General features: G+C 55.7%; 26 protein-coding genes and 1 tRNA gene. 17 read left to right on the top strand and 10 right to left on the bottom strand.

Going from position 1 to position 26,202, the window contains the following annotated elements:
- Positions 1 to 32 precede the first annotated feature (32 nt).
- Positions 33 to 1,496, bottom strand: a complete 1,464-nt coding sequence (locus FG13_RS20420; protein ID WP_035823828.1) for a murein hydrolase activator EnvC family protein — start codon at positions 1,494 to 1,496, stop codon at positions 33 to 35.
- Between the two features lie 76 nt (positions 1,497 to 1,572).
- Entirely contained in the window at positions 1,573 to 2,319 is a 747-nt protein-coding gene (gene gpmA, locus FG13_RS20415) for a 2,3-diphosphoglycerate-dependent phosphoglycerate mutase (RefSeq protein ID WP_035823826.1), read from the bottom strand.
- Positions 2,320 to 2,425: 106 nt separating this feature from the next.
- On the opposite strand from gpmA, the gene FG13_RS20410 reads away from it, so the two are divergent.
- The 5 genes from FG13_RS20410 to FG13_RS20390 all read left to right on the top strand — a co-directional run bounded on the left by FG13_RS20410 (position 2,426) and on the right by FG13_RS20390 (position 5,405).
- Complete coding sequence (locus FG13_RS20410; RefSeq protein WP_034783578.1) at positions 2,426 to 2,842, top strand: rhodanese-like domain-containing protein; 417 nt, start codon at positions 2,426 to 2,428, stop codon at positions 2,840 to 2,842.
- A gap of 28 nt (positions 2,843 to 2,870) precedes the next feature.
- Positions 2,871 to 3,137 (top strand): glutaredoxin 3, encoded by a 267-nt coding sequence (gene grxC / locus FG13_RS20405; RefSeq protein ID WP_034783579.1) that lies wholly within the window; start codon positions 2,871 to 2,873, stop codon positions 3,135 to 3,137.
- A 160-nt stretch (positions 3,138 to 3,297) separates the two neighbouring features.
- The gene (gene secB / locus FG13_RS20400; protein WP_034783580.1) at positions 3,298 to 3,771 is read left to right on the top strand and encodes a protein-export chaperone SecB; all 474 of its coding nucleotides are present in this window, start codon (positions 3,298 to 3,300) and stop codon (positions 3,769 to 3,771) included.
- 83 nt (positions 3,772 to 3,854) lie between these two features.
- Positions 3,855 to 4,316: an SH3 domain-containing protein gene (locus FG13_RS20395; RefSeq protein ID WP_035823824.1), complete on the top strand. Its 462-nt coding sequence runs from the start codon at positions 3,855 to 3,857 to the stop codon at positions 4,314 to 4,316.
- Positions 4,317 to 4,352: 36 nt separating this feature from the next.
- Positions 4,353 to 5,405, top strand: coding sequence for an NAD(P)H-dependent glycerol-3-phosphate dehydrogenase (locus FG13_RS20390; RefSeq protein ID WP_051959289.1), 1,053 nt, complete (start codon positions 4,353 to 4,355; stop codon positions 5,403 to 5,405).
- Positions 5,406 to 5,429: 24 nt separating this feature from the next.
- On the opposite strand, the gene FG13_RS20385 is transcribed toward FG13_RS20390, so the two are convergent.
- Genes FG13_RS20385 through mscL form a run of 4 tightly spaced genes read right to left on the bottom strand, consistent with a single transcriptional unit; the run spans position 5,430 to position 8,155 of the window.
- On the bottom strand, positions 5,430 to 5,774 hold the full coding sequence (locus tag FG13_RS20385) for a hypothetical protein (protein ID WP_235211780.1): 345 nt from the start codon (positions 5,772 to 5,774) through the stop codon (positions 5,430 to 5,432).
- Between the two features lie 15 nt (positions 5,775 to 5,789).
- A complete protein-coding gene (locus FG13_RS20380) occupies positions 5,790 to 6,482 on the bottom strand; it encodes a DUF2461 domain-containing protein (RefSeq protein WP_035823821.1) in 693 nt (230 codons plus the stop codon).
- A 21-nt stretch (positions 6,483 to 6,503) separates the two neighbouring features.
- Positions 6,504 to 7,664, bottom strand: a complete 1,161-nt coding sequence (locus tag FG13_RS20375) for a Do family serine endopeptidase (RefSeq protein ID WP_072455825.1) — start codon at positions 7,662 to 7,664, stop codon at positions 6,504 to 6,506.
- A 41-nt stretch (positions 7,665 to 7,705) separates the two neighbouring features.
- Positions 7,706 to 8,155 (bottom strand): large conductance mechanosensitive channel protein MscL, encoded by a 450-nt coding sequence (mscL, locus tag FG13_RS20370; RefSeq protein WP_035823819.1) that lies wholly within the window; start codon positions 8,153 to 8,155, stop codon positions 7,706 to 7,708.
- Between the two features lie 412 nt (positions 8,156 to 8,567).
- Here mscL and petA point away from each other — a divergent pair, with 412 nt between their 5' ends.
- The 6 genes from petA (at position 8,568) to FG13_RS20340 (ending at position 12,858) form a co-directional block, all read left to right on the top strand.
- Positions 8,568 to 9,176, top strand: a complete 609-nt coding sequence (petA, locus tag FG13_RS20365; protein WP_034783594.1) for a ubiquinol-cytochrome c reductase iron-sulfur subunit — start codon at positions 8,568 to 8,570, stop codon at positions 9,174 to 9,176.
- Between the two features lie 2 nt (positions 9,177 to 9,178).
- A complete protein-coding gene (locus FG13_RS20360) occupies positions 9,179 to 10,591 on the top strand; it encodes a cytochrome b (protein ID WP_035828518.1) in 1,413 nt (470 codons plus the stop codon).
- Between the two features lie 36 nt (positions 10,592 to 10,627).
- On the top strand, positions 10,628 to 11,392 hold the full coding sequence (locus tag FG13_RS20355) for a cytochrome c1 (protein ID WP_035823818.1): 765 nt from the start codon (positions 10,628 to 10,630) through the stop codon (positions 11,390 to 11,392).
- A gap of 120 nt (positions 11,393 to 11,512) precedes the next feature.
- A complete protein-coding gene (locus tag FG13_RS20350) occupies positions 11,513 to 12,124 on the top strand; it encodes a glutathione S-transferase N-terminal domain-containing protein (protein WP_010394154.1) in 612 nt (203 codons plus the stop codon).
- A 119-nt stretch (positions 12,125 to 12,243) separates the two neighbouring features.
- A complete protein-coding gene (locus FG13_RS20345) occupies positions 12,244 to 12,756 on the top strand; it encodes a ClpXP protease specificity-enhancing factor (RefSeq protein WP_035823815.1) in 513 nt (170 codons plus the stop codon).
- Between the two features lie 26 nt (positions 12,757 to 12,782).
- Positions 12,783 to 12,858: transfer RNA gene (locus FG13_RS20340), tRNA-Thr, on the top strand.
- Between the two features lie 1,212 nt (positions 12,859 to 14,070).
- Here FG13_RS20340 and FG13_RS30175 read toward each other — a convergent pair.
- Entirely contained in the window at positions 14,071 to 14,286 is a 216-nt protein-coding gene (locus tag FG13_RS30175; RefSeq protein WP_138828936.1) for a hypothetical protein, read from the bottom strand.
- A 324-nt stretch (positions 14,287 to 14,610) separates the two neighbouring features.
- On the opposite strand from FG13_RS30175, the gene FG13_RS20335 reads away from it, so the two are divergent.
- Positions 14,611 to 15,138 (top strand): sigma-70 family RNA polymerase sigma factor, encoded by a 528-nt coding sequence (locus FG13_RS20335; protein ID WP_152598820.1) that lies wholly within the window; start codon positions 14,611 to 14,613, stop codon positions 15,136 to 15,138.
- On the top strand, positions 15,135 to 16,145 hold the full coding sequence (locus FG13_RS20330) for a hypothetical protein (RefSeq protein ID WP_138828937.1): 1,011 nt from the start codon (positions 15,135 to 15,137) through the stop codon (positions 16,143 to 16,145). Before FG13_RS20335 ends, FG13_RS20330 begins: the two co-directional genes overlap by 4 nt.
- A gap of 355 nt (positions 16,146 to 16,500) precedes the next feature.
- Here the strand turns inward: FG13_RS20330 and FG13_RS20325 are convergent, their stop codons facing one another.
- The 3 genes from FG13_RS20325 to FG13_RS20315 all read right to left on the bottom strand — a co-directional run bounded on the left by FG13_RS20325 (position 16,501) and on the right by FG13_RS20315 (position 22,467).
- Positions 16,501 to 19,269: an HD domain-containing protein gene (locus FG13_RS20325; RefSeq protein ID WP_152598819.1), complete on the bottom strand. Its 2,769-nt coding sequence runs from the start codon at positions 19,267 to 19,269 to the stop codon at positions 16,501 to 16,503.
- A 310-nt stretch (positions 19,270 to 19,579) separates the two neighbouring features.
- Positions 19,580 to 21,439, bottom strand: a complete 1,860-nt coding sequence (locus FG13_RS20320) for a hypothetical protein (protein WP_035823805.1) — start codon at positions 21,437 to 21,439, stop codon at positions 19,580 to 19,582.
- Complete coding sequence (locus FG13_RS20315; RefSeq protein WP_035823802.1) at positions 21,436 to 22,467, bottom strand: AAA family ATPase; 1,032 nt, start codon at positions 22,465 to 22,467, stop codon at positions 21,436 to 21,438. Before FG13_RS20315 ends, FG13_RS20320 begins: the two co-directional genes overlap by 4 nt.
- A gap of 1,037 nt (positions 22,468 to 23,504) precedes the next feature.
- Here FG13_RS20315 and FG13_RS20310 point away from each other — a divergent pair.
- The 4 genes from FG13_RS20310 (at position 23,505) to FG13_RS20295 (ending at position 26,197) form a co-directional block, all read left to right on the top strand.
- A complete protein-coding gene (locus FG13_RS20310) occupies positions 23,505 to 23,882 on the top strand; it encodes a hypothetical protein (protein WP_035823799.1) in 378 nt (125 codons plus the stop codon).
- A 59-nt stretch (positions 23,883 to 23,941) separates the two neighbouring features.
- Positions 23,942 to 24,106, top strand: coding sequence for a hypothetical protein (locus FG13_RS30505; RefSeq protein WP_161784195.1), 165 nt, complete (start codon positions 23,942 to 23,944; stop codon positions 24,104 to 24,106).
- Positions 24,107 to 24,584: 478 nt separating this feature from the next.
- Complete coding sequence (locus FG13_RS20300; protein WP_035823794.1) at positions 24,585 to 24,848, top strand: helix-turn-helix domain-containing protein; 264 nt, start codon at positions 24,585 to 24,587, stop codon at positions 24,846 to 24,848.
- Between the two features lie 2 nt (positions 24,849 to 24,850).
- Complete coding sequence (locus FG13_RS20295) at positions 24,851 to 26,197, top strand: type II toxin-antitoxin system HipA family toxin (RefSeq protein WP_035823792.1); 1,347 nt, start codon at positions 24,851 to 24,853, stop codon at positions 26,195 to 26,197.
- Positions 26,198 to 26,202 lie beyond the last annotated feature (5 nt).

The raw sequence follows: 26,202 nt of genomic DNA, 5'->3' as shown, positions 1-26,202 counted from the left end.
AATTCGCTGCCGCAGCAATGGTGGGAACTGAATTAAAACTTCACCCAGGTGGCGGGGTCGAAGGCGCGGCCCTGATGACGCAATTCAAAGTATAGCCCTGATTCCTCGTTGCCGCCGCTGTTGCCCGCGCTGGCAATGGCGTCGCCGCCCTTGACGGCATCGCCCACCCTTTTCAGCAGGGATTGGTTATTGCCATAAATGCTCATGTACTGGCCGCCATGGTCGACGATGATCAAATTGCCGAAGCCGCGCAGCCAGTCGGAAAACACGACGCGGCCGCCAGCGATGGCGTGGATCTCGCTGCCCTCGCCCGTGCGGATGAACACGCCCTTCCAGCTGGGGCCGTCGCCGCGCTTGCTGCCGAAGCGGGCGGCGATCTTGCCGGCCACGGGAGGGCGCAGCTGGCCTTTCAGGCTGGCAAAGGCGCCGGCTGGCGCGGCCGGGCCCAGGCTCGGGCGTTCCGGCTCCGGCTCGGGCTTGGGTTCCGGCTTAGGCGCCACCTTGGCCACTTGCGGCGGCTCGTCGTCGTCGATCGGTTCCAGTTTCACGGGCGGCGGTGGCGGCGTTTGCGGCTTGATCTTGCCCGATTTGTTTTGTTGCTCTTTTGCCAGGCGTTCGCGTTCGGCCTGGGCCTGGGCGGCCTTGGCGCGCGCGGCCAGCAGGCGTTCGCGTTTTTCCGCGGCAATCTTGGCGTCGGCGGCCGCTTTCGCGGCGGCGCGCTGTTCGGCCAGCAATTGCTGGCGTTTCTTTTCGGCCGCGGCGGCGGCGGCCTGCTCTTCGATCAGTTTCGCCAGCTTGTCGACCAGATTGCCCATGCGCTGTTCGTCGCGCTCGACATTGCCCACTTCCTTGCGCTGCGCCACCAGGCGTTGCGACAAGCTCGTCAGCAAGGCGGCGCGGCGCGCCTTCTCCTGCACCAGCAGGGCTTTCTGGTCGCGCTCTTCCTGCGCGATTTCTTCCAGCTCATCCTTGGCGTTCTGCACGTCCGCCTGGTTTTTCTCCACGGCCAGCAAGTTGGCGCGCAAGGCTTCCAGCAGGCGGGCCTGCGCCTGCGATACATACGCCATCAATTGCAAGTCGCGGTTGATGCGGTTCGGGTTATCGCCCGACAAGAGCAGCTTGATGCGGTCTTCGTTGCCGGCGACATATTGTTCACGCAGCAACTTTGACAGCTGTGCCTTTTGTTTCTCGACGGTGGCCGTCAATTGCTGGTGCTCCTGCCCCAGCGCATTGAGTTTCACGCCCGTCTCGCTTTGTTCCTGCGCCAGGTCGCGCAAGGCGCGGTTGGCGTTGGAAATGGCTTCTTCCGACTCGGCCAGGGTATCGGCCGCGTCATCCTTGGCGCTTTCCGTGCGGCTGATGTCGCGCTTGAGCGCCGTCAGCTTTTGTTGCAATCCAGCACGTTGTGCTTCCGCGGCCGCCTTCTGCTTGCTGCGTTCGGTGGGCTTGGCGCCCTGCGCGGCACCGCTGGAAAGCAGCAGCGCCAGGCACAGCATGGCACCGGCGCGCCACGCCGGCAGGGGTCGATCAGCAGAGGGGGCGATGGCTGTGCCGCGGAAGAAAGACGACAAGTTACTTGGCCTTCCCTTGGTTCGCCACGGCCGCTTGCGCTGCCGCAATCGCTGCCGGGTCGCCCAGGTAGTAGTGACGGATCGGTTTCAGGTCGGCGTCCAGCTCATACACGAGCGGCTGGCCGTTCGGGATGTTCAGGCCGACGATGTCGCTGTCGCTGATGCCATCTAACATTTTGATCAGCGCGCGCAGGCTGTTGCCGTGGGCCGAAATGATGATCTTTTTGCCAGCACGGATGGCCGGGGCGATTTCTTCATCCCAGGCCGGCATCACGCGCGCCACGGTGTCTTTCAGGCATTCGGTCAACGGAATCGACGCTTGCGGCAAGCCGGCATAGCGCGGATCGTTGAACGAGGCGCGGTCGTCATTCGCTTCCAGCGGCGGCGGCGGCGTGTCGTAGCTGCGGCGCCATACCAGTACTTGCTCGTCGCCATACTTGGCGGCCGTCTCGCCCTTGTCCAGGCCTTGCAGGGCGCCGTAGTGGCGCTCGTTCAAGCGCCAGTCGTTCTTGATCGGCAAATACATCATGTCCATCTCGTCAAGCGCCAGCCACAGGGTGCGGATGGCGCGCTTCAGGACGGAAGTGTAGGCCACGTCGAACGTAAAACCTTCCTGCTTGAGGATCTGGCCGGCGGCCCTGGCTTCGTTGACGCCCTTTTCCGTCAGATCGACGTCGGTCCAGCCGGTGAAGCGGTTATCGAGGTTCCAGGTGGACTCGCCGTGACGCATGAAAACGATTTTGTACATAGTTCTATCTTCTCAAGGGGTTCAAATCAAAAAAGCAAAACGTAAAAAGACCTCGTCCAGCTTCTATTTTATAATGCGCGGATTGACTTAAACCATTGGACCCTACGTGAAATTCATTATCGACCACATTTTTCTGTTTGCCATCGTCATTATTTCCGGCGGCGCCCTCCTCTGGCCACTGCTGTCGATGCGCGGCAAGCGCGCGACCGTGCTGGAAGTCACGCAACTGATCAACCGCGGCAAGACCATCATCGTCGACGTACGCAGCGCGGAAGAATTCGCCACGGGCCACTTGCCTGACGCAAAAAATATTCCGCTGCCGGAACTGGCAAAACGCGTGGGCGAGCTGGAAAAATTCAAAACGCGCCCCATTGTAGTGGTTTGCCAGAAAGGTTCGCGTTCGGCAACCGCCGTCGGCCTGCTGGGCAAAGCTGGTTTCGCTGAGGCAACGAGCCTGGAAGGCGGCCTCGACGAATGGAAAAAGCAAGGTTTGCCATTGAAAACCTTGTCGCTGGCGAAATAAGCCGGCATTAACTGAAGGAATAATCATCATGACCGTACCCGTAATTGTGTATAGCACCGCCGTGTGCCCGTATTGCGTGCGCGCCGAGCGCCTGCTGGAAGCCAAGGGCGTGACCGTGCAAAAGATCCGCGTCGACCTCGACCCGGAAGAGCGCATCAAGATGATGGAACGCACGGGCCGCCGCACGGTGCCGCAGATCTATGTGGGCGATACTCACGTGGGCGGATTCGACGATTTGTATGCGCTCGATCAAGCCGGCAAGCTGGACCCCTTGTTAAATGGCACGGCAGCCTGATATAAAGCGGGTTCGAGAAATTGCTTGGTTTTTTGTCGTATGGTTTTGATACAATTGCCCTCGCACCTGATCTGGCCGTGCCTATCCGGCACGGTTTGAATACCGCAAGTACCATATTTGAACGGTGTGCCGTTCTTGTCCTTTACAACGAAAGCGTTCCATGTCCGACGAAAATCTGCAACCAGTCTTCCAAATCCAACGCGTCTACCTGAAAGACATGTCGCTGGAACAACCAAATTCCCCAGCTATTTTCCTGGAACAAGAAGCACCAGCCATCGAAGTGGCACTGGACGTGGGCGCTGCGCCTCTGGCCGACGGCATCTTCGAAGCCACCGTGACCATCACCGTCACCGCCAAAGTCGGCGAAAAAGTCGCTTTCCTGGTTGAAGGCAAGCAAGCCGGTATCTTCGAAGCACGCAACATTCCTGCCGATCAACTCGATCCGCTGCTGGGAATTGGCTGCCCGAACATCATCTACCCTTACCTGCGCGCCAACATCGCCGACGTGATCACCCGTGCCGGCTTCCCGCCAGTGCACCTGGCCGAGATCAACTTCGAAGTGTTCTACCAACAACGTCTGCAAGCTATTGCTGACGCCGCTGCCGCAGCTCCAGCAGCCAGCGAAACGCACTAAGCTCTTGCAAGACCCCGCCAGCCGTCAAGGCTGGCCTGACACGGCGGCCTGGCCGCCGTGTTTCGTTAAGGTTCAAAAATATCATGTTGAAAAGTGCGCTCTTGAGCAAGTTCCGCTGGATGGCCGGCGCCGTGCTGCTGCTGGCGACCGCCGCCAGCCACGCCGTCGATTTCAAAACGGTGGGCGCCGCTCCCGTGATCCTGTACGACGCGCCATCCTCCAAGGGAGGCAAGCTGTACGTGGCGCCACGCGGCATGCCGCTGGAAGTGGTGCTCAGCTACGGCGAATGGGTCAAGGTACGCGACGCCAGCGGCGAAATGGCCTGGACGGAAGCCAAGGGCCTGTCGGCCAAGCGCAACGTCGTGGCGCGCGCCGCGAACCTCAAGGTTCGCGCCAGCCCCGACGACACCGCCTCCGCCATCCTCCTCGTCGACAAGGGCGTGCTGCTGGAAATGAGCGAGCAGCCGAGCTTAGGCTGGGTCAAGGTGCGCCACAAGGATGGCCAGAGCGGCTACGTCAAGACCAGCGAAGTGTGGGGCCTGTAAGCACCGCGTCCGTTCCCCCTGCCCCGTTGAGGTTGCATGCAAGTTTCTCCTGAAGTCACTCCCGACCGTATTCCCGCCGCCCGCAAGATCACCATCCTGGGCGCCGGCGCCTGGGGCACGGCCGTGGCCATGGCCCTGGCCGGCCGCCACGACGTGCTGCTGTGGGGCCGCAACGGCGAGGCCATGGCCGCCATGGCCGCCAGCGGCGAAAACAGTTATTTGCCCGGTTTCCCTTTGCCGCCGCAACTGCGCATCAGTGCCGATTTCGACGCCGCCGTCGCGCATGCCAGTGGCGAACACGGCCTCCTGATCGCCGCCTGCCCCGTGGCGGGCTTGCGGCCCATGTTGCATCAGCTGAAAGATCAGTTGAAAAACAAGGCCATCGGCAACCTCGTGTGGCTGTGCAAAGGCTTTGAAGGCGGCACGGGTTTGCTGCCGCACCAGATCGTGCAGGAAGTGCTGGGCGACACTATCCCCGGCGGCGCCCTGTCCGGCCCCTCGTTCGCGCAGGAAGTGGCGCGCGGCTTGCCGTGCGCGCTGACCATCGCTTCGCACAATGCCGCCTTGCGCGGCGCCGTCGTCTCGGCCTTGCATGGCGGCACCATCCGCGTATATGCGAGCGAGGACCTGGTGGGCGTGGAAGTGGGCGGCGCCGTCAAGAACGTGCTGGCGATCGCCACCGGCGTGGCCGACGGCCTGGGCCTGGGCTTGAATGCGCGCGCCGCGCTGATCACACGTGGCCTGGCGGAAATCACGCGCCTGGGCGCGGCCCTGGGTGGCCAGACGGAAACGTTCATGGGCTTGACGGGCATGGGCGATCTGATACTCACCTGCACGGGCGACCTGTCGCGCAACCGCCGGGTCGGTCTGGGCCTGGCGCAAGGCAAGGCGCTGGAGACCATCGTGGCCGAACTCGGTCACGTGGCCGAAGGCGTGCCCTGCGCCAAGGCCGTGCGCGAACTGGCGCGCCGCATGGGCGTCGACATGCCGATCACCAACGCGGTGGCCGGCGTGCTGTTCGATGGGGATTTACCGCACGTGATGGTGCAGCAGCTGCTGTCGCGCGACCCGCGCGCAGAGGCGGCCTAAGGCGACCTGATGCGCCAGGAAAACCTAGCGCCCCGCCTTGTGCATGAGTATGGTGAGCAACAATAAACTGTCTTCGCGCGCTTCCAGGGCGTGTGCCTGGCCGCCGAGCAGATACAGCATCTGGCCCGGTCCCAGCACCTGCACGCCGCCATGCGCCTCCACCGCCACCTGCCCTTGCAGGCACAGCAAGGTGATTGCGCCGAGTACATGATGTTCGGGCATGGTCTTGCCTTTGGGCATGCACATGCGGATCAATTCCAGCTCATCCGTCTTGGCCAGCGCGATGGCGGAAAACTGCGACAGGTCGTCGCCGTCCCTGCGCAGCACCTCGATCACCTGTCCTGAACTTGCGTGCTCCAGTGCCATCATGTGCTCCTTCAGCAGTTACTCGGTGACTTCCTCCGGCTCTTTCGCGCCGCGCATCCACTCGACCAGCGGCCACGCATCCTTCAAGCCTTCCGCCAGGGTCGGCAGCAGTTGCTCGGGGGCGTTGACGGGCAGCGGCACTTCGGTCCAGACAAAAAAGCTTTTCAGCTTGATGAATTCGATATGTTCGGCGTCCGCGTCAAACCCCTTCGGCGGGCGCTGCAGCTTGCCCTCGTTCTGGATGGTGCCGAAGCGGGCCTTCAAACGCTTATTTTTCAGCACTTTGGAAAAACCTGGCGCATCGTTGAGCATATGCTCGCGCAACGCTTTTAATCGTCCGGGCGGTGGCATGTATTCGCCGGCGCCGAACAGCAAGTTGCCCTGGCCATCGATCTGCAGGTAATACGTGGGACCGCCCGCCTTGCTGGGGCGGCGCATGTCGTTCGGCGCGATGGCGGCCGAAAAACGCGTCTTGTACGGACTTTTATCGTGCGCAAAACGCACGTCGCGGTTGATGCGGAACAAAGCCTTCTTTGGATTGCAGTATTTCACGGCCGGATCGAACTTGCCGAGTTCAGCAATGAGTGACGTCACCAAGGCGAGAAATTCCTCGCGCAGGATGTCGTAGCGGGGCTTGTTCATCACAAACCAGGGACGGTTGTTGTTGTCGCTCAGTTCACGTAAAAATTGGGTCAAATCACGCACATGCATGTGTCAAATTCCGATCAGCAACTATTTGGAAAGCTCTTTCGGGATGGGGCGCTTGCCCACCATCACGTCGAGTGCCGCTTCGCGATTCTTGCGCAGCACCGTCATTTTAGCTTTTTCGCCGGGCGGCAGTTGGGCGATCAGATTCAGCATTTCCGTCGTGTCGCCGACGGGCTTGCCTTGCACCGTCAGCAGGATGTCGCCGGGCACGATGCCCGCCTTGTCGGCCGGGCCGTTGCGTACCACGCCGGCGATGATGGCGCCGCTCGTGCGCTGCAAGTTGAAGCTTTGCGCCAGCTCGGGCGTGATGTCCTGCGTTTCCACGCCAATCCAGCCGCGCACCACGTGGCCATCCTTGATGATGGCTTCCATCACCGTCTTGGCCGTCGAGACGGGAATGGCGAAGCCGATGCCGACGGAGCCGCCGCTTTGCGAGTAGATCGCCGTATTGATGCCGATCAGATTGCCGCGCGTATCGACCAGGGCGCCGCCCGAGTTGCCGAAGTTAATCGCCGCATCCGTCTGGATAAAGTTTTCAAAGCTGTTGATGTGCAGGTTGTTGCGGCCCAGGGCGGAGATGATGCCCATGGTCACCGTCTGGCCCACGCCGAACGGGTTGCCGATGGCCAGCACCACGTCGCCCACGCGCGCCAGTTCCGACTGGCCCAGCACGATGACGGGCAGCTTGTCGAGGTCGATCTTGATGACGGCCAGATCCGTTTCCGGATCCAGGCCCACCACCTTGGCCGGCGCCTTGCGGCCATCCGTGAGCACCACTTCGATTTCGTCGGCGCCTTCGACCACGTGGTTATTCGTCAGCACATAGCCTTCATGGCTGACGATGACACCGGAGCCGAGGCTGTTTTTCAAGTCGTCGTCATCCCCGTCGTCCGGGTCGCGGTCGCCGAAGAAACGTTTGAAGAAGGGATCGCGCGCCAGCGGATGGGCGCCGCGCTTGGGCACTTGCAGGGTTAGGATGTTGACGACGGCGGGCATGGCGCGCGCCGCCGCGTCGCGGTAGGAGCCGGGCGCCAGGCTGCTGGACGCCGTTTCCACCACGGGCACCGGTTTCGCGGGAGAACCCAGCTGCTGTACCCGGCTGGCCGGGCGCAGCGCGCCATACACAAAATACAGCGCCAACGCGATCGTCACGGTTTGCGCAAACAATAACCAGAATCGTCGCATACAGTTTTCTGCCCAGGTCAGCCGGCCCGTGCCGGAACGGCTTATTTTGCCAGATCGCCGCCGTTGCGTGCGTTCTGCTGCAGGGAGTCGCGGATTTCACGCAGCAGCACGATGTCTTCCGGCGTGACTGGCGCTGGCGCCGGCGCGACCGGTTCGCTGCGGCGGGCCTTGTTCATCAGGCGTACCATCTGGAAGATGATGAAAGCCAGAATGACGAAGTTGAGCAAAATGGTCAAAAAATTACCGTAGGCCAGCACGGCGCCCGCTTTTTTCGCTTCCACCAGGGTCATCGTCGTGGCTTGGCCATTCAGGGGCAGGTAGTAATTGGCGAAATCGAGGCCGCCGAAAATGCGGCCGATGGGCGGCATGATCACGTCTTGCACCAGGGAATCGACAATCTTGCCGAAGGCGCCACCGATAATGACACCGACCGCCAGATCGACGACGTTACCCTTCATTGCAAATTCTTTAAATTCTTGCATCATTGCCATGAATTTCTCCTTCGGATAGATATAAAAACATGCCGATCATACTATTGATTCCTGGTGACACCAACTTGTGGTTGTTGGCGAGACCAATTCCGGCACAGCCGTGCGCATCTAGTTCGAAAGAACTAGCCACCTCCTGCAAAAGTATATAAATTATGGTACAAGCAACGTTTTTGTTTTATTCGTTGTTTGCTTCACTTATAATTTGCGGTTGCCAGAAGTGGCTTTTTCACTTCCGGATAATCAACAAGAAACTGGCACGGGCTGCGCCATAGTCCGAAGTTCCGCAGGGATGTTGCCACTTTACCGTACAAAGATGCGGGTTGCGGCAATCAGTGGGATAGAGCTTCGGCGACGGGTTTTTCGCGGCTGCCACTCATAATAAAGATTCGCATTTTGACTGATTGGGGTTTGCATGAGTAACGAAAAGCAGGTCGATTCAGGCCGTCGCGGCTTGCTCGTCGCCACGTGCGCGGCGGGCAGTGTAGTTGGATTGGCAACCGCGGGAGCCTTGGTAAGCACCTTCCAGCCGTCGGAGCGCGCGAAAGCGGCTGGCGCGCCGGTCGAAGTAGACATCACCACCTTGCAACCCGGCGAAATGCGCACCGTCGAATGGCGCGGCAAGCCGGTCTGGATCCTCAAGCGCACGCCGGAAATGATCGCGTCGCTCAAGCAAACCGACGGCAAGGTCGCCGATGCCAATTCCCAGCGTAATCCCGCCGAATTCACGCCGGAATACTGCATGAACGAGGCACGCTCGATCAAGCCTGAAATTCTCGTCGCCGTCGGCATCTGCACCCATTTGGGCTGCTCCCCTTCCTCGAAATTTACCCCCGGCCCGCAACCGTCGCTGCCCGATGACTGGGAAGGCGGCTTCCTGTGCCCTTGCCACGGCTCCACCTTCGACATGGCAGGCCGCGTGTTCAAGAACAAGCCGGCGCCGGACAACCTGCAAGTGCCGCGTCATATGTATCTGAGCGACACCAAATTGCTGATAGGTAAAGACGAGAAAGGCGAGGCTTGATCATGGCTGCTTTCAAAGAAACGAAGTTCCCGGCAGACGCTCCCGTCGCCGAAAAAGCGCTGGGCTGGGTCGATGACCGCTTTCCCCTGACCAAGCTGTGGAACGACCAATGGGGCAAGTACTACGCCCCGAAAAACTTCAATTTCTGGTACATCTTCGGCTCGCTGGCCATGCTGGTGCTGGTCTTGCAGATCGTCACCGGCATCTTCCTGACCATGCACTACAAACCGGATGCGGCCCTGGCCTTCAATTCCGTCGAGTACATCATGCGCGAAGTGCCGTGGGGCTGGCTGGTGCGCTACATGCACTCGACGGGCGCCTCGGCCTTCTTCATCATCGTCTACCTGCACATGACGCGCGGCCTGCTGTACGGCTCGTACCGCAAGCCACGTGAGCTGATCTGGCTGTTCGGTTTCGCCATCTTCCTGTGCCTGATGGCCGAAGCATTCTTCGGCTACCTGTTGCCATGGGGCCAGATGTCGTACTGGGGCGCCCAAGTGATCGTCAACCTGTTTGGCGCCATCCCGCTGATCGGCCCTGACCTGTCGCTGTGGATCCGCGGCGACTACGTTGTTTCCGACGCGACCCTGAACCGCTTCTTCGCTTTCCACGTGATCGCCATCCCGCTGGTACTGCTGGGCTTGGTTGCAGCGCACTTGATCGCCCTGCATGAAGTCGGTTCGAGCAATCCGGACGGCATCGAAGTCAAAGAAAACCTGGGCGCCGATGGCCACCCGGTCGATTCGATTCCATCGCATCCGTACTACACCGTGCATGACCTGTTCGGCGTATCGATCTTCCTCGTCATTTTCAGCGCCGTCGTCTTCTTCGCGCCGGAAATGGGCGGATATTTCCTGGAATACAACAACTTCCTGCCGGGCGACTCGCTGAAGACCCCGCTGCACATCGCGCCAACCTGGTACTTCACGCCGTTCTACTCGGTGCTGCGCGCCACCACGGCCGACTTCATGTACGTGCTGATGGGTGTCGTGGCCGCCTACGTGGTGTTCATCTGGCTCAAGTCGCGCCTGTCGACGACCGTCAAGTCCATCATCGCCGGCATCGCCATCGTCGCCATCATCGGCATGCTGCCGCAGGTGCTGGACGCGAAATTCTGGGGCGTGGTGTTCTTCGGCGGTTCCGTCGTGATCCTGGCGTTCCTGCCATGGCTCGATCATTCGCCCGTGAAATCGATCCGCTACCGTCCGACCTGGCACAAATATGTGTACGCCATCTTCGGCCTGTCGTTCCTGATCCTCGGCTACCTCGGGACCCAGGCGCCAACGGATGCGAAAACCATCGTGTCGCAAGTGTGCACCCTGATTTACTTCAGCTTCTTCCTGCTGATGCCATGGTGGAGTGCAATGGGCAAGTTCAAGACCGTGCCGTCGCGTGTGACGTTTCACCCGCACTAAGCCGCTCTCACGCCACGCTCAAAGGACATACATCATATGAAGATTGCAAAAAAACTGCTCGCCATCCTGGCCTTCGTGCCTGCCATGGCTCTCGCCAGCGAAGGCGGCTTTCCGCTGGACAAGGCTCCTGACCGCCAGACCAACATGGCGGCGCTGCAACATGGCGCCAAATTGTTCGTCAATTATTGCCTGAATTGCCACGCCGCCGTGTCGATGCGCTACAACCGCCTGAAAGACCTGGGCTTGACGGAAGACCAGATCAAGCAGAATCTGTTGTTCTCCGGCGATAAAGTCGGCGACCTGATGACGACAAGCCTGGCGCCGCAGGACGCCAAGGCCTTCTTTGGCGTCGTACCGCCGGATTTGTCGGTAATTTCGCGCGCGAAATCATCTTCCGCTGGCACAGGCGGCGACTACCTGTATACTTACCTGCGTACGTTCTATAAAGACGACACTCGTCCGACCGGATGGAACAACATGGTCGTGCCGAATGTTGCCATGCCGCATGTATTATGGGAATTGCAAGGTGTTCAGTCTGCCAAGTTCGTGGAAGAGAATGATCCGCACGACGCTGGCAAGAAGATCCACAAATTTGCCGGCTTCGAGCAGGTCAAGCCAGGTACGTTGAACAAGATCGAGTATGACAATGCGGTAGCCGACCTGGTCGGCTACATGGAGTGGATGGCCGAACCGGCACAGCAGACACGCAAACGCCTGGGCGTGTGGGTGCTGCTGTTCCTGTCGGTCTTTGCTCTGCTGGCATGGCGCCTTAACGCGTCGTTCTGGAAGGAAGTCAAATAAGTGAGGCGCCGGCCATAGGCCGGTTTATGCCTGTTTCTGCGTTGTCCGCATGAGTGGACAAGCGACCTGGGGTGAGCCGTTCGCGGCTTCACCCCCTTTGTTTCTAAGGAACTATAAAAAATGATGGTTCTCTATTCGGGTACAACCTGCCCATTTTCGCAACGCTGCCGCCTGGTCCTGTTTGAAAAAGGCATGGACTTCGAAGTGCGCGACGTCGACCTGTTCAACAAACCGGAAGACATTTCGACCATGAATCCGTACGGCCAGGTGCCTATCCTGGTCGAGCGCGAACTGATCCTGTATGAATCGAACATCATCAACGAGTACATCGATGAGCGCTTCCCGCATCCGCAACTGATGCCGGCCGATCCGCTGATGCGTGCCCGCGCGCGCCTGATGCTGTTCAATTTCGAAAAAGAACTGTTCGTGCACGTGCACGTGCTGGAAAGCGAACGCGCCAAGAGCAACGACAAGGCCCACGACAAGGCACGCGCGGAAATCCGCGACCGCCTGACGACCCTGGCGCCACTGTTCCTGAAAAACAAGTACATGCTGGGCGACGAGTTCTCGATGCTCGACGTGGCTGTCGCGCCGCTGCTGTGGCGCCTGGACCACTACGGCATCGAACTGTCGAAGACGGCCGCACCGCTGATGAAATACGCCGAACGCATCTTCTCGCGTCCGGCCTATATCGAAGCACTGACGCCATCCGAGAAAGTGATGCGCCGCTAAAAGATATTCCCGGCAGGCAACGCCTGCCGGGGCATCTTGCGTCAGCAGCCAGTCTTTTGAATTACCGGTGCGCCCGCCTCATGCTTGATGGGGGGCGCTCCCGCCTCACAGTGCCTACCATGTCTGAAATCTCAACCAAACCTTATATGCTGCGCGCCATCTACGAGTGGTGCACCGACAGCGGCTACACGCCTTATCTCGCGGTCAAAGTCGATTCGCGCACCACGGTACCGATGGAATACGTGAAAAAGGGCGAAATCGTGCTCAACATCAGCTTCGGCGCCACCAGCGGCCTGAAGATGGACAACGACGCCATCCGCTTCCACGCCCGCTTTGGCGGCGTCTCGCGCGAAATCTACGTGCCGGTCGACAACGTGATGGCCATCTACGCCAACGAAAACGGCCAGGGCATGGCCTTCGAGCCCGTGCTGGGCAACGATGATCCCGATGCGCAACCGACGGACAGCCCGGCCTCCGCCGACGTGCCGCCGCCAGCGATCGCCCCGGTCTCCAGCGCCCCGACCCTGTCGTCCGTACCGACCAGCTCCCCCGAACAACGCGACAACGCTACCCCAAGCGACGACGAGCCACCAAAAAAAGGCGGCCGCCCGACCCTGACACGCATTAAATAGCGTATAATTCGCAACGCGCAGTTTTTGCCGACTTAGCTCATTTGGTAGAGCAGTTGATTTGTAATCATCAGGTGGCCAGTTCGAAACCGGCAGTCGGCACCAATAAATTCAAGCACTTAGCCCAATCCTCAGGATTGGGCTTTTTGCTTTCTGGATGCCATGTAACCCCTGTGTAACCCGGCTTGATCAATCAAGCCGGACTAACCAGCGGCCTGTCGCACCATGCACAGGTGACCAAAGAGCCCAAAAGGGCTCTTATCGAATAAGTCGCATGCACAGGTGCGACACCCTTGTCTCAAGCACCAAGAATGCGCCGGATACACTCTACCGGCCAGGCCAGCCGGCCGTTCACCCGAACCGGTCGCAGAGGTCCATTTTCGGCGGACGCCCATACCCGCAATGTCTGCGGTTTTCTCCCCAAGTGATAAGCAGCACATGCGGTATCGACATGTGTCCGCCGTTCCAGGTCAAGCGGCATGAAACCCTGCCAAGATTGAGAACCTGCCATCTGGTGTTGTACTGCTCGCGGTTGTTGCTGATCCATCCATCGCCTCGAAATTTGAGCGCTGGACAACAGGCCAACCTCAATGGTCAGCGCCATATTGTCCGGCACATGTCCGACAACGCCAGGGCACTGCCCCAGCCCAAGAATACTGTTCCGTATCGACGCCGCCTCTGATGCGCGGTCAATACGCAAGCGCCTTTCGGCGCTTGTCCCCCACCCGGCTTCAGGCACCGGGAGCAACTGCCATGCGGTCTCCCGCGTCGCGCTACCTGCAAAAGAGACAGGTCATTGGTGGCGCCACACCGATTTTTCAGATTCAGAGATGGGGACGGCAAACGTCGTCCGGCCAATGGCCTGGCTCATGTGTTGGATCGACACACGACCAGTTAAAGCTGATGAGGAGAAGCGCCAGGATGAGAAAAACAGGCGTGCCGGGTGCTGGAGGCAATGCTCCGCTTGTGACACGTCGATGGCGTCTGCTATGTGTCGCTCATTGTTCTGCTGGACCGAGGTAGAAAGCAGTTCGTTGGTCAGTCAAGAGACGAAATAGAAATGGTGCGCCATTCAAACTGGCGTTACTTGAAGAGCAATTCCCACCATAGCGGGCATTGTGTGTTGAGGTAGATATTTCAGTTTTCAGGAAGTAAATCCCTGGCCATTCCGCAGAGCGAATCAGCATCATGAAGCAACATATATTGCCTGTCAACAAGTTTCCAATCATGACCTTGAGGCACTGATACCCGTCCTTGCCCCCTGCAGACGCTGCGATCAAAATGATCGTTGCCACAGAGAAATTGGGGTGATATGATTTAAGTGTCGCCATGCGGCCTTATTGTAAATGCAATTTCCTGTAAAAAGTAAGCAACAAAGCAGTTCACAAAATCGTCAGCTTCTGACGCTTCTTCCAGCAAACGCTTGGCGATTGCTCGGCTGAACACGCTCAACATCAGCAACTCTTGGCACATCGGTAATTGCCGTATCCCTGAATCTTCTCGTGTATACGCCTGACGTTTCGTGATCTTCACGATTTGTCATCTTGCTCGACCATCTGCAACGTAGTGCCAACGTCAGCCCGGGCAGGAACTTATACGTCTGTGCTCCACCAACGCTAGCGCGCCCAGCATCGCCATCTTGGGCAATTCCTTTTCCGCCACGCTTTCTCCTCAACTCCTCTGCGTCTGCCTGGACCTTTCGTGATCAGCTTCACGACTAGAGCCATCAGGTCGATCCGTATGCAATGCAGTATCCGGGTGCGACCGGGCAGATGAGAGCAGTTCCTCGTCTATTCGCACACAACCGTGGGTACGTTTTACTCATACCTGTATGCATATTGGATCAAGGAGGATGGCATGTTTTTTAGCACCAACGAAATAGCGCAGCTTGCTATTACGTTCCCCTGGGGACACACGGCCCAAGTCAAAATCAAGGCAGCAAAACACGGCGTGGCACCGGACGACATCATCCAGGAAGGACGCGAAATAATTCTGGAAAAAGCTCCGGTATTTGACCCAGCCAAAGGCACCCTGTGCCAGTTCGTATTTGGCCACCTGGAGAAAAGAATGCTCCGTCAGCTGGGCGCACACACGTTTGCTGTTTCCATCGACAGCGACGAACATTTTGGTGACAGTACACGCAGCATCATCGCCAATCTGGAGGCGCCAGCAGTGTACGACGACGATTTACCTCCACCTTCAGATCAATCCAAAAGTTCTAAGGCCTTGTCAATCGCCAGTTTTGTGAGCGGAAAGTCGACTGCGGATCTTGCACGGGCCCTTGGCGTCACCCCGCGGCGAGTACGACAAATTCTGCAGCAATTTCGTGAGCAGTACGCGACATCGAACCAGTCTGAGCTTTTCTTTGACGAGGTGTGCGAATGACGTCAGGTAATTATCAAAAACATGCGGACTCTCGCGGCCCATCTCGCATAATCATCGCGCTTGACTCTCTCTACGCGCGAAAACTGGGGACAACGACGGCCGTATGGTTGCGTCAGGCTGAATACACTCAAAGAAAAGCTGGGAACGGTTGCTGGTGGTTCAAAAAAATTCTCGCAGATAGGGATGATAATAATCAGATGATTTCACCCCGCTGGGAAATCGACCAAAGTTTTGAGTATGAAACGGGCCTGACTCGTTCACACCAGGGGAATGCCCGAAAGGCAGCGAAAAAGCTCGGCGTGCTTCAGGAGCGGCGCTCGCGTAATGGAGGCCGACTTGAATACCGGATCGATCTGGATCTCTTGGCTAAGATCGTGTCCAAGTGGGCCGATGAAGAGCGCAATTTCCAACGTTCAGAAGCGTCGGAAATCACATTCGGCAACGGCAAATCTGGCGCCCTGGAAAGCGAAATTTCGCTTTCTAGTACAGAGAGTATACAGATTAAAAAAAGTAGAACTGCGCCATCAGGCTCGTCAGCCAAGCACGAGAACAGTAGCAAGAAGCGACAACCAAGGGCGAAGATCGCAGGCGTCCATTGCTGGAACGATCTCGACCAGAAACTTGCCAGTTCTATATTGGAAAAATATGGCGAGAAGGCGGTTTGCGACGCCGTATCACAACTTGAAAACGAGGGCGCAAAGCCATTGCCATCAGTCGTCGAAAAAATATTGTCACGCTCAAGCGCCAAGAATATGGTCGAAGAAACGCGCCAGCGGCTTGACAGCTATGACATCAGCGAAAGCGACCGAAAGAGGCGAACAGCAGCACGTGACGCAGTGGACATGTTATCGCCAAGCGAACGCGGCAAGCTCATCAAAAAATTCATTGATGAAAACATCGGCGGGGACGCGACATCATTCGAACCTATCACAGGTGAGTTTCGCAAATTGGATGAAAAATTGCATTGCAAACGCTGGCTGGAGGCACAGTTTATAGGTGAATTTTGATGCCAACGACGAATTGATCCTGGATGCAGACTCTAACTTCCCAATTAAAGCCTTTGAAACCGTTGCTGCACTTAAGGTTACTGGCTATGGGAATAGATCACCGAAAATCGGCAGCTTCGAGCATAAACTATAATAATCCTGACTTGACCTAACTATGACTGTCAGATGAGTTAAAGTCCTCATTGTCCGCTACTGAGAGGAGCGGACGTTGATCATTAGTCTGTGAATGTCCGGTCCAGGCTGGGTCGGGCAAACTTAGCGGAGCGCTGACATCAATTCAACATTATCGCCCTCTTTGAGCGAATTGATTTTTCGTCGACGATTGCTTCACTTGCTGACTCGCTGAAGAAGCGCTTTAAACCAAAGCACGTACCGCTTCAGAGGCGAATCCTTGCGAATGCAGTTGAAGGTCGTCTACCAATTCGGCCAGCTTGATCAAGCGCTTTTGTTCAACCAGCGCACTGCAATGTACATGTAGCTTCGAGCCGCTCCGTATGATCACTCGAGACCGCCCGAGGAATATATACGGAACACCGAGAGAACTCTCGAAATTGCGCGAATACAAAGCTCCTGCCCATCGCCCTTGCACCTGTGCAATTATTTGATGCTCGTCTGGATCCAGAGTCAAGTTCTGCAGACGCCATCTCTGCATGAGCAGATGGACATTGCTACCACCTGGCCCGATAGGTAAAGCTACCGTCTGTACCATACTTGTCGGGTCCGCATCGAAAAGCATAGAGGCACGTCGATTTGCCTCAAGCAGATACAGGGGTTCGGACGATCCCTGCTGACGTTTAATCATCGCCGCCGCGCTATACGCTAACTCCGTAAGCTGCTCTGGATAGAAGCCGATGAATTGCCCATCTGGCGCCGGAAAGCTCAACGTCGTCTGAGCTACGACGCAAGATCCCGACAGCTTCCGCAGACCCGACCAATCCAGATGGAGGACATTTGCTTCTTGGAGCCTACCTGAGGGATTGACCTCATAGAGCCTAAAACACAGTAAATCCGGATAGTCCTCGGCCGCTACGGAAAGTTCGCGCCCGGTGTACTGATCGAAGACATTGCCTCCACTGAGCTCGGACTCCACTGTGAGGCGGTAAATCGAAGCTGGATCGTAGGCACCGAGCTCCTTCAAGAATGTCCGATAGCCATCATGTATGCACTGGGTGATCACCCGACCCATCTTAATGCTCTGCTCCGATTCAAGGATCTGGCCGCGATCGAGAGAGTACTCCATTCCCTGAGGTGAATAAATATTCGCTACAGCATTGCCGACTCGCCATAGATCAATACATATGGTAGATGGTCTCAAGGGCGCAAAAAATCCGCAAACGGCCGTGGTGTACGTTCCCGACGTACGAACGAGTCTCGACATGACCGAGGTGTGTTCATTTAGGCGAAACGTGACGTTTTGCCCTTCCAAACGGTAGACCAGTCCTATGGCGACATCAACGCCTTGGCGTTCTCCTTGCCATTCGAACACATGCAGGCCATCTGCCTCCATTGTGATCATCTTGGGCCCCAGAAGCTGCGTAGCGGTGATGCCGGGAACAGTCGCCGGAATTGCGTCCACGCGCCCGTCAAGGACCAAATCAATAGGCACAGCCGCAGACACCAGAAGATTACGGCACTGCTCGAACGCATCGTCAATGGCAATGTCTTCACTCAGGGACAGTGTTACGGATGTCCCTGGATTCATTGGCCAGTCCCGGAAAACCGTATAGTCTTTGAGTTCATTGAGGGAGACTTCGAAATTAAGTCCGATGCCCTTGGCATTTCCATCTTCGAAAGCCAGAGACCGGATATCCGCCTTAGTCGCGATTGTAAAAACGGACCAAAAACCTGTTCCGAAGCGTGCTATTGGAGCATACGATTTTGTTGCATAAGCAGGCTCCTTAGCCCTGCTGCTCGCTACGCTCAGGAAGTGGTTCAGGATAGTCCTGAGCGACATTCCGCAGCCGTTGTCCGACACAGTAACTCTATGCCTCGCACGATCAAACTCAATCCTGATCTGCGGCTGGTAGTCATCGGCAGGGCTGGAATGATGCCTTCGGAACCGGCATGCCTCCACAGCGTTCTGAACCAATTCGCGAATCGGCGCGCCCGTTGATCTCTTCCAGACCGCGCTCGACGCTATCAAGTCGATTACAGCCCGTTTGCTCATTCTTACGCCCAAGCGCTCGAACGTAGCACCCGGCAAATCTAACCTCCGCACAAAGGGCTCAGGTCGAATTTTCAGCCGGGGGACTTTCGACTGTCGATCGATGTCGCAGTAACCACGAATCCACCCCTCCATATCATCAAACGTCCGATGTGCGAGCGCAAGGACGTCGCCATCGTCGAAGGTTCCACTCACGACCACCTGACCATCATCTGCCACCGCCAAGCTATCACGGATGCAGTCGTGCTTCCTATTCTCCCGGAAAGAGATCGCAGCCGCATTGCCTGAGGTCTGTCGAGCCAGATCGACCACACCATCCAGAACGCGCGTGTCACTGAACTCTATGGCGTCGGCGCTGCACAGAATAGCTGCAAGTTGCCGAACATCCAAGACACGGCCATCCGCAGCGAACGGTTTCCGCAGATTCACTTCCAACTCCGAAACGCTCAGGTTATGCGACTTCATAATCCAGTCCAGGGGGGCGACTAGATTTTCAGGAACCCCCATCGCCAAGGCATTTTCGTGGATATATGAGCCTCCCCGCTTGGAATGTTCTCGACGTAGGTAGTCCGTCAGCGGAACACTGGTTTTCCATCCATCCGTCGGAAGGCCTAACATCGCTCTAAGGGTTGGTTCCTCGTCAGGAAATACGGTCATGCCAAGATCATGAGCATAGGATGCAGCAATTAGGAGAAAAAGTTCAGGGTACCCAAGCGACTTGCTCGCCCCAATTTTTAGGCAACCAATCTGTAGCACGTCTTCCAGACGCCGCACAACTTGGAATCCGTGGTGTGCATCATGGCGGGTGTACAAAGGAAAGTGCTGGATCGTCGTTTCGAGGATAGGCGCGATCGTCTGCACAAAATGGACAGCCCGATCCGCATATTCCGGGCTTTGTAAAGCGAGGTGTGAAAATACTTTTGTACTTTTTAGTTCTTCGATGGGATCTCTCACCAGCACGCTTACCTCCTCGTTTAATTTCTATCTTCCTATTCTTTGGAAATCTGTCAATGAATGCACATTCCCCAGAACTCCCAGCTTGTGCCGGCCAATAGCCGAGTTGGCCCTTCACAGTACCACGTGGCAAGAGCAGACGTGAATTCGATTTTAACCTCGGAAGCAGACTATCTGGGCCACAAGAACAGTGGGTGCAAGATGACCACTTCGGTGCTGCGGGTGCAGTCAACCGGAACCGCTGGATGCGACGGCTCAAGGTACCAGAGTAAGCTGCCACTTCGAGGCGAACCCTTCGTTTACTTGACATGTGCTGTCAGGTACCGTAGCGCGCCATCAAGGCAAGCAAATTCAGCGAGCGCAACGCAATAAAGCCTCCTGCGAAGTTCTTTTCTTCAAAGCTCACCACCGTCTTTGTCGGATCGGAGTCGTAGTCGGGGATACAGAACTCGCTGCTGATTTTCGTCCCATTCCCTAGCTTTGATTGCAATTGATGTTCGTAAACGAACTGCTTTCTCACAGAACGATCACGCAAAGCAGCAATGTTCTGTGGATCATACAGATAGCCCGACGTCAAATATTTGAAGTCTACTATTACAGCTTTATTGGTGTCTTCCATGACTAAATCATGCAAATTCTCCAATAAATCCAGAACGGCTGACTGGTGTTTATTGATCTTCATTGCTTTCATCGCCAAATCGTAGCTAACCAGTCGTTTGCGAGCATCGCGGTGATCAACACTTCGCAAAGTATCCTGCTTATCAAATAAAACCTCCCACACCATGCCACATAAAAAATCATCATATAATTCGCGTGTCGGATCGTTTAGCAATTCCTTGGTGAGCTTTTGTCTTGACCATGAATCCGACATCTCCGACTGAGAGCTGGCAGACAATGCCCTTCCCATATGAAAAGCAGTAATGGAATTGGGTATCCTCGCTGCTTGAAGCAATGGTCGTAACTCATCAGCACCTTTGTTTTGAACGTTTCCGTCGCCTGATCGTATTTTTTTCAGCACCGCGACATAGGCAGCCGGAATTGCCACTGCGAGTGTTGCGTCCGCGAGGGTGGCCACGCCATGTCTTTTATAAAACGCATCCTTGATATTCTCTACAGTATTTAATAACACAGCATCTGGAAACATGTCTTTGAATACACCATCTAGCTTCGCTATGCTGCGCAGAGTTATCTTCTGATTTTCAATCAGCATTGTCTTCACGGCGGGTAACAAGGATAGGCTGGTAGCTAATCGCGGCGAAATATTGCTAACATCACAAGCCGCCAGCGTCGACGATTTCCTGCGCAATAAGTCCTCTAGGCATATGGATTCCCACACTGGTGCGAACGTACTAATGCCCCACTGCCATCCTTGGCCGGCTTGCATTAGGCTGCCACGCAAAAATCGATCGAGCACCTCATGGAAATCATGAAAGGCAGGATCTTTGTAAGCGGTGGTGCGTTCAATCGCATCCAATCTATCTAGCATCAGTATACGCGTGGCTTGCCAGCTATCGAAAGCAAACAAGCCATAACCTGGATTCAAGTGCAACTCGGCAAATTGGGTCGCCAGCACTTGGATATCGCGATGCAAGTCTTCATCTTCTCCGAGCCAACGCTTTACTTCCAACAATGCATAGCAATACATCTGCACCAACTCTACTGGCTCGTGATTCACCTCCAAACGAGGCATATTCATCGCATCGACGAAAAAGCTGTGATCTGCTGTAAAGGTTGCGCGCTCTAGCTCCCGATGAAGCCGTGTGACGTCAATGCGCTCACTACGGCCGTAGCGCTGTGCCAATGTCAATATTTCCAGTTCATCGAATCGCTGGAGGATGCCGTCAAGGATATCGAGCCGGCGATAGTAAAGCACTTCACCATGTTCCGCTCCTTGTGCTAACAACTCGGCACCACCATCGGAGCGCTGCGCAGAATCCCGATCATCAGCTAGCAGCGAGTTGCAGGTAACGCGAAATGTTTTCAAGGTGCGATACAACAGAAGAAAAGCTTCTTTCACCAACTGAAATTTCAGTGAGGGTTCGGCGCTATTAATCCGGTCCGCCCATGCCTCGCACCCCTTTGGCAGGTGCAATACCTTGTCACGAATGCCTACAAACGAGTACTTCTTGTCCCTATCATTACCGGCCTCGGCGCGTAAAGATGCAAAGTCGATCACTTGCCACTCCACGCCTGAATACGCTCAACAAACAGTGCAGATTTAGCACTGAAGTCACCAAACGTTTTCAATTCTTTGTTATCGCCAAAAAATTGCTCCAAAAGGCGTTTGTCCCGTATAAATACAGTGTCCCATAGAAAGAACATCAGCTTATTCTGAATCTCGCTGCCAGCCACGACACCTTTTCGGGTACGAATAAAGTAGTAGCCAATTAGCTTGTCCTCCACCTTACGTATTGATGCCGCATGACTCAAGATGAAAGCGTTTAATTTTCTAACAAACGCGCGCCAACTATCTTCATTCAAGTCATCGGGCGGGCTGCATGGATTACCATTGTCGATAGGAACATATTCCCAAGACCAGCGGCGTTTAAATGCGCTGTCCATATAATAAATTGACTCGTCGGATGTATTCATTGTCCCCGCCAAGCGCAAGTTCGGTGGTAGTTTTATTTTCCGTTCAGCCAGGAAGTCCAAATCTCCAGCAAATAACTCATCCAGTTTTTTGCGCCCTTCCTTTTCCGATTCATACATGCTGGGATATCGTATACATTGATGAACACCCATCATTTGAAGCAGGGCATCATGCTCCATTTCCGAAAGGTCCACGTCGTAGCTGGACCACCCGTCCTCTCTGCGGTCAAGTAACTGAAACGCTGTTCCGAAAATAGCAGCACTGTTGCCACGGTTGATTTCATCGATAACCAGTAATACCTCCTTAGGTGGTACCGGCGGATTAACTTGTATCGCTTCATGATGATAGCTTAGTGCCTTCGCCAACGCACGCATAAAATGCCCAGGATAATAACGATAGCTCACTCGTCCATCCGGCTGACTGAGTGGCATCAACCGCCCCATAAAATCGCCGTGTGTATATTCAGGATGAAAAATTGTCTTAACCACGAACGGTGACGGCACCATCGCTTTGACATGCTCGTCTATTTTATGGCTTTTTCCGGTACCCGGCGAGCCAAAAAGAATCCATTGGTAAGGGTGTACAGTGACTGGGTCCAAAACATTCGTTTGCATAAAAGCAATTCCATTGAGAAATAATTGCTTTGATTGTACATCGCAAACATTCATGGTTCAATATCTATTATAGGCTGAGACCTTAAGCTGTCTGATATAGAAAATTTTCCACCCCCCTTATTTTTAATCACGCACTGATCTTATGATCGCCCCTTACTGAATTGACGTAAACCCTGGGATAGCAGGGTACTCGGATAAGTTTTAAAAATAACCAAGATCGTCCGCTGGACTGACTTATTTAGCAATTGAATCCGCAGGCATACGCGTCGTATCACAGCCAGCAAAGTCGCGCTAGTGAGCATAAATTGATTGATGGCCAGCACTGATTAACTTTAGTCTGGTCTCTTAGCCGCGCTCTGACAGGCTTCAGTGCGGCTTGGAGCGTGTCGCTGCTTCCGGACGCCTCGAATGCTTGGGAGTGAACACAAATTGAAGAAGGCTTCAGGAATCTTCTGCAACAGAGAAGTCGGCGGCCATGGAACTAAATAAAGTACGAGATGCATACTTTCTTCTAATCTAAGCCCCCTCCCTCGTCACAGTGAAGCCCATCGCCAGCATGGTGAGCCGTCCTTGGCCATACATACTCAAGCTAAGCCGCAACACACTTTTTTATAAGGGTACACAACTGGCACTAAATTATGCCCGTTGAATTCATCAAAATACTTAAAGTTTTCGATACATTAGACGCGACGGTGCTTGGATAAATGTGGTTTTCCCAGAATCCATTCCGCCGCAATGACGCTTGCTATACAACGGACTTCCCTTTAATCATAGGTATCGGTACCGGCATCAAGCTAATCCAGGGGGCCTATTCCGACTGACTCAACTCAACGCCTCTGGAAACATCGTTGAACGCGAGTTTAGTGACTATGGACGTGGATCACAAAAAAACATCTATCTATTTGGACAAAAAACCATCGGAATCGACACTCTTCCTCAGAACTTAACTCGACTTGCACAAGGACGAACGGGACTTACGATTACTCTTGTCGCGGTCACATATACCGCTCAACCAACCCCTCTAAGGGAGTTATTTGATGAGTACCGATAAAGTCACGAACCTGACCATTTTTACTACCGACTGGGCGAAAGAAGATCCCCGCTCCGTGAAGGCCTACCTCAATGGCAAAGGCGATGGCCGGTTCCTGTGGTGGAACATCAATTGTTGGGTTCACCAGCATTTCTGGTCCAAAGCTTCACTCGATAAGATTATGTTTTGCTTCCACTCACGCCACCAAACGCTCACCTTGCTCAACCTGGAATATCGAGCCGACGTCCAAGAGGTGGCAAAGGCAATCCAGTCCAAGGGAGTTGTGGCAGGAATTCGATTCGCGATTTCCTCAGCCTGTAAGACGCGTTTGTCTGAAGGGTCCACGTACTCGCAGCTCTCCTGCCATAAGGATGCCAAGCCATGAACGAGGTTGGCGAAGGCAGGACATAGTGGTTTCACCCTGAACATCATGAAGACAAAAAAATGAACAAACTTATTGAGCATATTAAAAAAGTAGCGATCGACGACATCCGCCTCTTTTTCGAACCGTTCACTAAAGTGACACGCCTGACTCGCCGCCTGGCCACAGCCGTGATTTCTCGTATCAGACGATCAAAGGCAAAGGACAAGAAGGAAGGTGACCAATGAGAAGTGGCGCTTTCTATTTGTTACTTTATTTCCATCCGTTAGTGAAAATGCTCCTCACAATTGTGTGTCGGGTTTTCGGCTTCCTCTCGGTCATCATGCTGATCGCGATATTCTTCAACGACTCTTGGCCGGACATTCTCGCGATTACTGCACTATTCTTTGTGGTATCGATCAGCGCCGCGATTCTTCAGGCAAAGTACACCAGGCTTCTGCTGAAACTCCAACCGGATGAGACTGAATACATTTTTTACGATTGATTGAACAGCCAAGGCCGACCGTCACCTGATAGTCGGCCTTGGTACCTCACATACCTCGGTGAAACACGAGGAGAATCTGCAGCATCTTCCGGCCAACTGTTCGTTATCTCTTCCCCGCTTTATCTGTCCCTCAGCTATTTCTGATACATCCGTTATTCAGATACCTTGACTTTATCTGCATTTCAGATAATATCAATATATCTGAATAACGAATACCACACATGTCCTTCTCGCCTACTACCCACCGTCTCCTCACGGCGTCGCAGCTCGGCCAGTTGCTTGCATCGACCCGCAAACGGCATAAGATCACCCAGGCGACTGTAGGCACGCGTGTCGGCTTGAGCCAGAATCGCATCTCCTACCTGGAAAGCCATCCTGACGAAATCAGCGTCAAGCAGTTACTCAGCTGGTGCTCCGCACTCGAGCTGGAGCTGCAGTTGGGCGAGCGCGATACGTCCACCACAAGCAATTCGGCCGAGTGGTAGCCATGGGCCGCCGCTCACACAGCCAGACGCTCCATCTTTGCGCAAATGGCGACTATGTAGGACGCTGGACGGTCAAGGCCAACGGCGACTCCGAACTCCAGTACGATGCGTCCTGGCAAAGCTCAAGGCTCGGGCGCCCGATCTCCCTGTCGCTGCCGTTCAATCTGCGCAATGAACCGCTCAAGGGTGCCAGTGTTGCAAACTACTTTGAGGGCTTGCTGCCGGACAGTGACATCATTCGCAAACGCGTTGCGACCCGGTTCAAGACAGGCTCTCTCGAACCGTTCGACCTGCTCGCGGCTATCGGCCGGGACTGCGTCGGCGCCTTGCAGCTGCTGCCCGAAGGCGGCAAACCGGAAGGGCTGGCCCAGGTCGATGGCATCCCCCTTGACGAGGAAGACATCGAGCGGCACTTGCTCGAAGTGGTCAGCTCGGAGCGGCACGGCGCCGCAGATGACGCGGACGATGATTTCCGCATTTCGCTGGCTGGCGCGCAAGAAAAAGACGCCTTCTTGTGGTGGGATGGGAAATGGATGAAGCCGCGTGGCGCGACGCCCACAACGCACATCTTCAAGCTTCCGATCGGGATGGTAGGCGGAAAAAAAGCCGATTTCACCACGTCGGTCGATAACGAGTGGCTATGCCTGCGGCTGTTCAAGGAGTACGGGCTGCCTACGGCAAATGCCGAGATTGCGACGTTCGGCGAGCAACGGGTGCTCGTCGTCGAGCGTTTTGACCGCGTGCGATCAAACGATGGCACGCAGCTGTTCCGGCTGGTTCAGGAGGATTTTTGCCAGGCGACGGGAACATCACCGCTGCTGAAATACGAAAATGACGGTGGACCGGGGTTAAAACAGATGTTTACGCTGCTGCAGCAATCGCAGCAAAGCGCTGCCGACATGCACACGCTGATGGCCTCCCAACTTCTGTTCTGGATGCTGCGCGCACCCGATGGCCACGCCAAGAACTTCAGTATCCAGCTACTGGCGGGCGCCGGCCGGTTCAAGCTGACGCCCATCTATGATGTGATGTCCGGCTATCCTGTGATCGGCCCTGGCCCCAACCAGTGGTCCGAACGCAAACTCAAGATGGCGATGGCGCTACTCGGAAGCAACCGGCATTACCTCGCGCATGGCATACAGCGGCGACACTTCAACAGCACTGCAAAAGCGGTCGGCTATGGCGCGGACGCCGAACCGCTCCTGCTCGATTTCATTGCCCGCACACCCGCAATTGTAGATAAGGTCCGCGGCGAACTGCCTGTGGGGTTTTCGGAAAAGGTGGCCGACAAAATTCTGGGCGGCCTGCTTGATGCCGCAGCCGCCCTTCAACGGATGCCGCCAGCCTGACCAGT

The sequence above is a fragment of the Janthinobacterium sp. RA13 genome, from assembly GCF_000745325.1.
Classification (GTDB): Bacteria; Pseudomonadota; Gammaproteobacteria; order Burkholderiales; family Burkholderiaceae_D; genus Janthinobacterium; species Janthinobacterium rivuli.
Note: the sequence above shows the minus strand (reverse complement) of the source record. Positions and strands in the feature narration are given on the sequence as shown.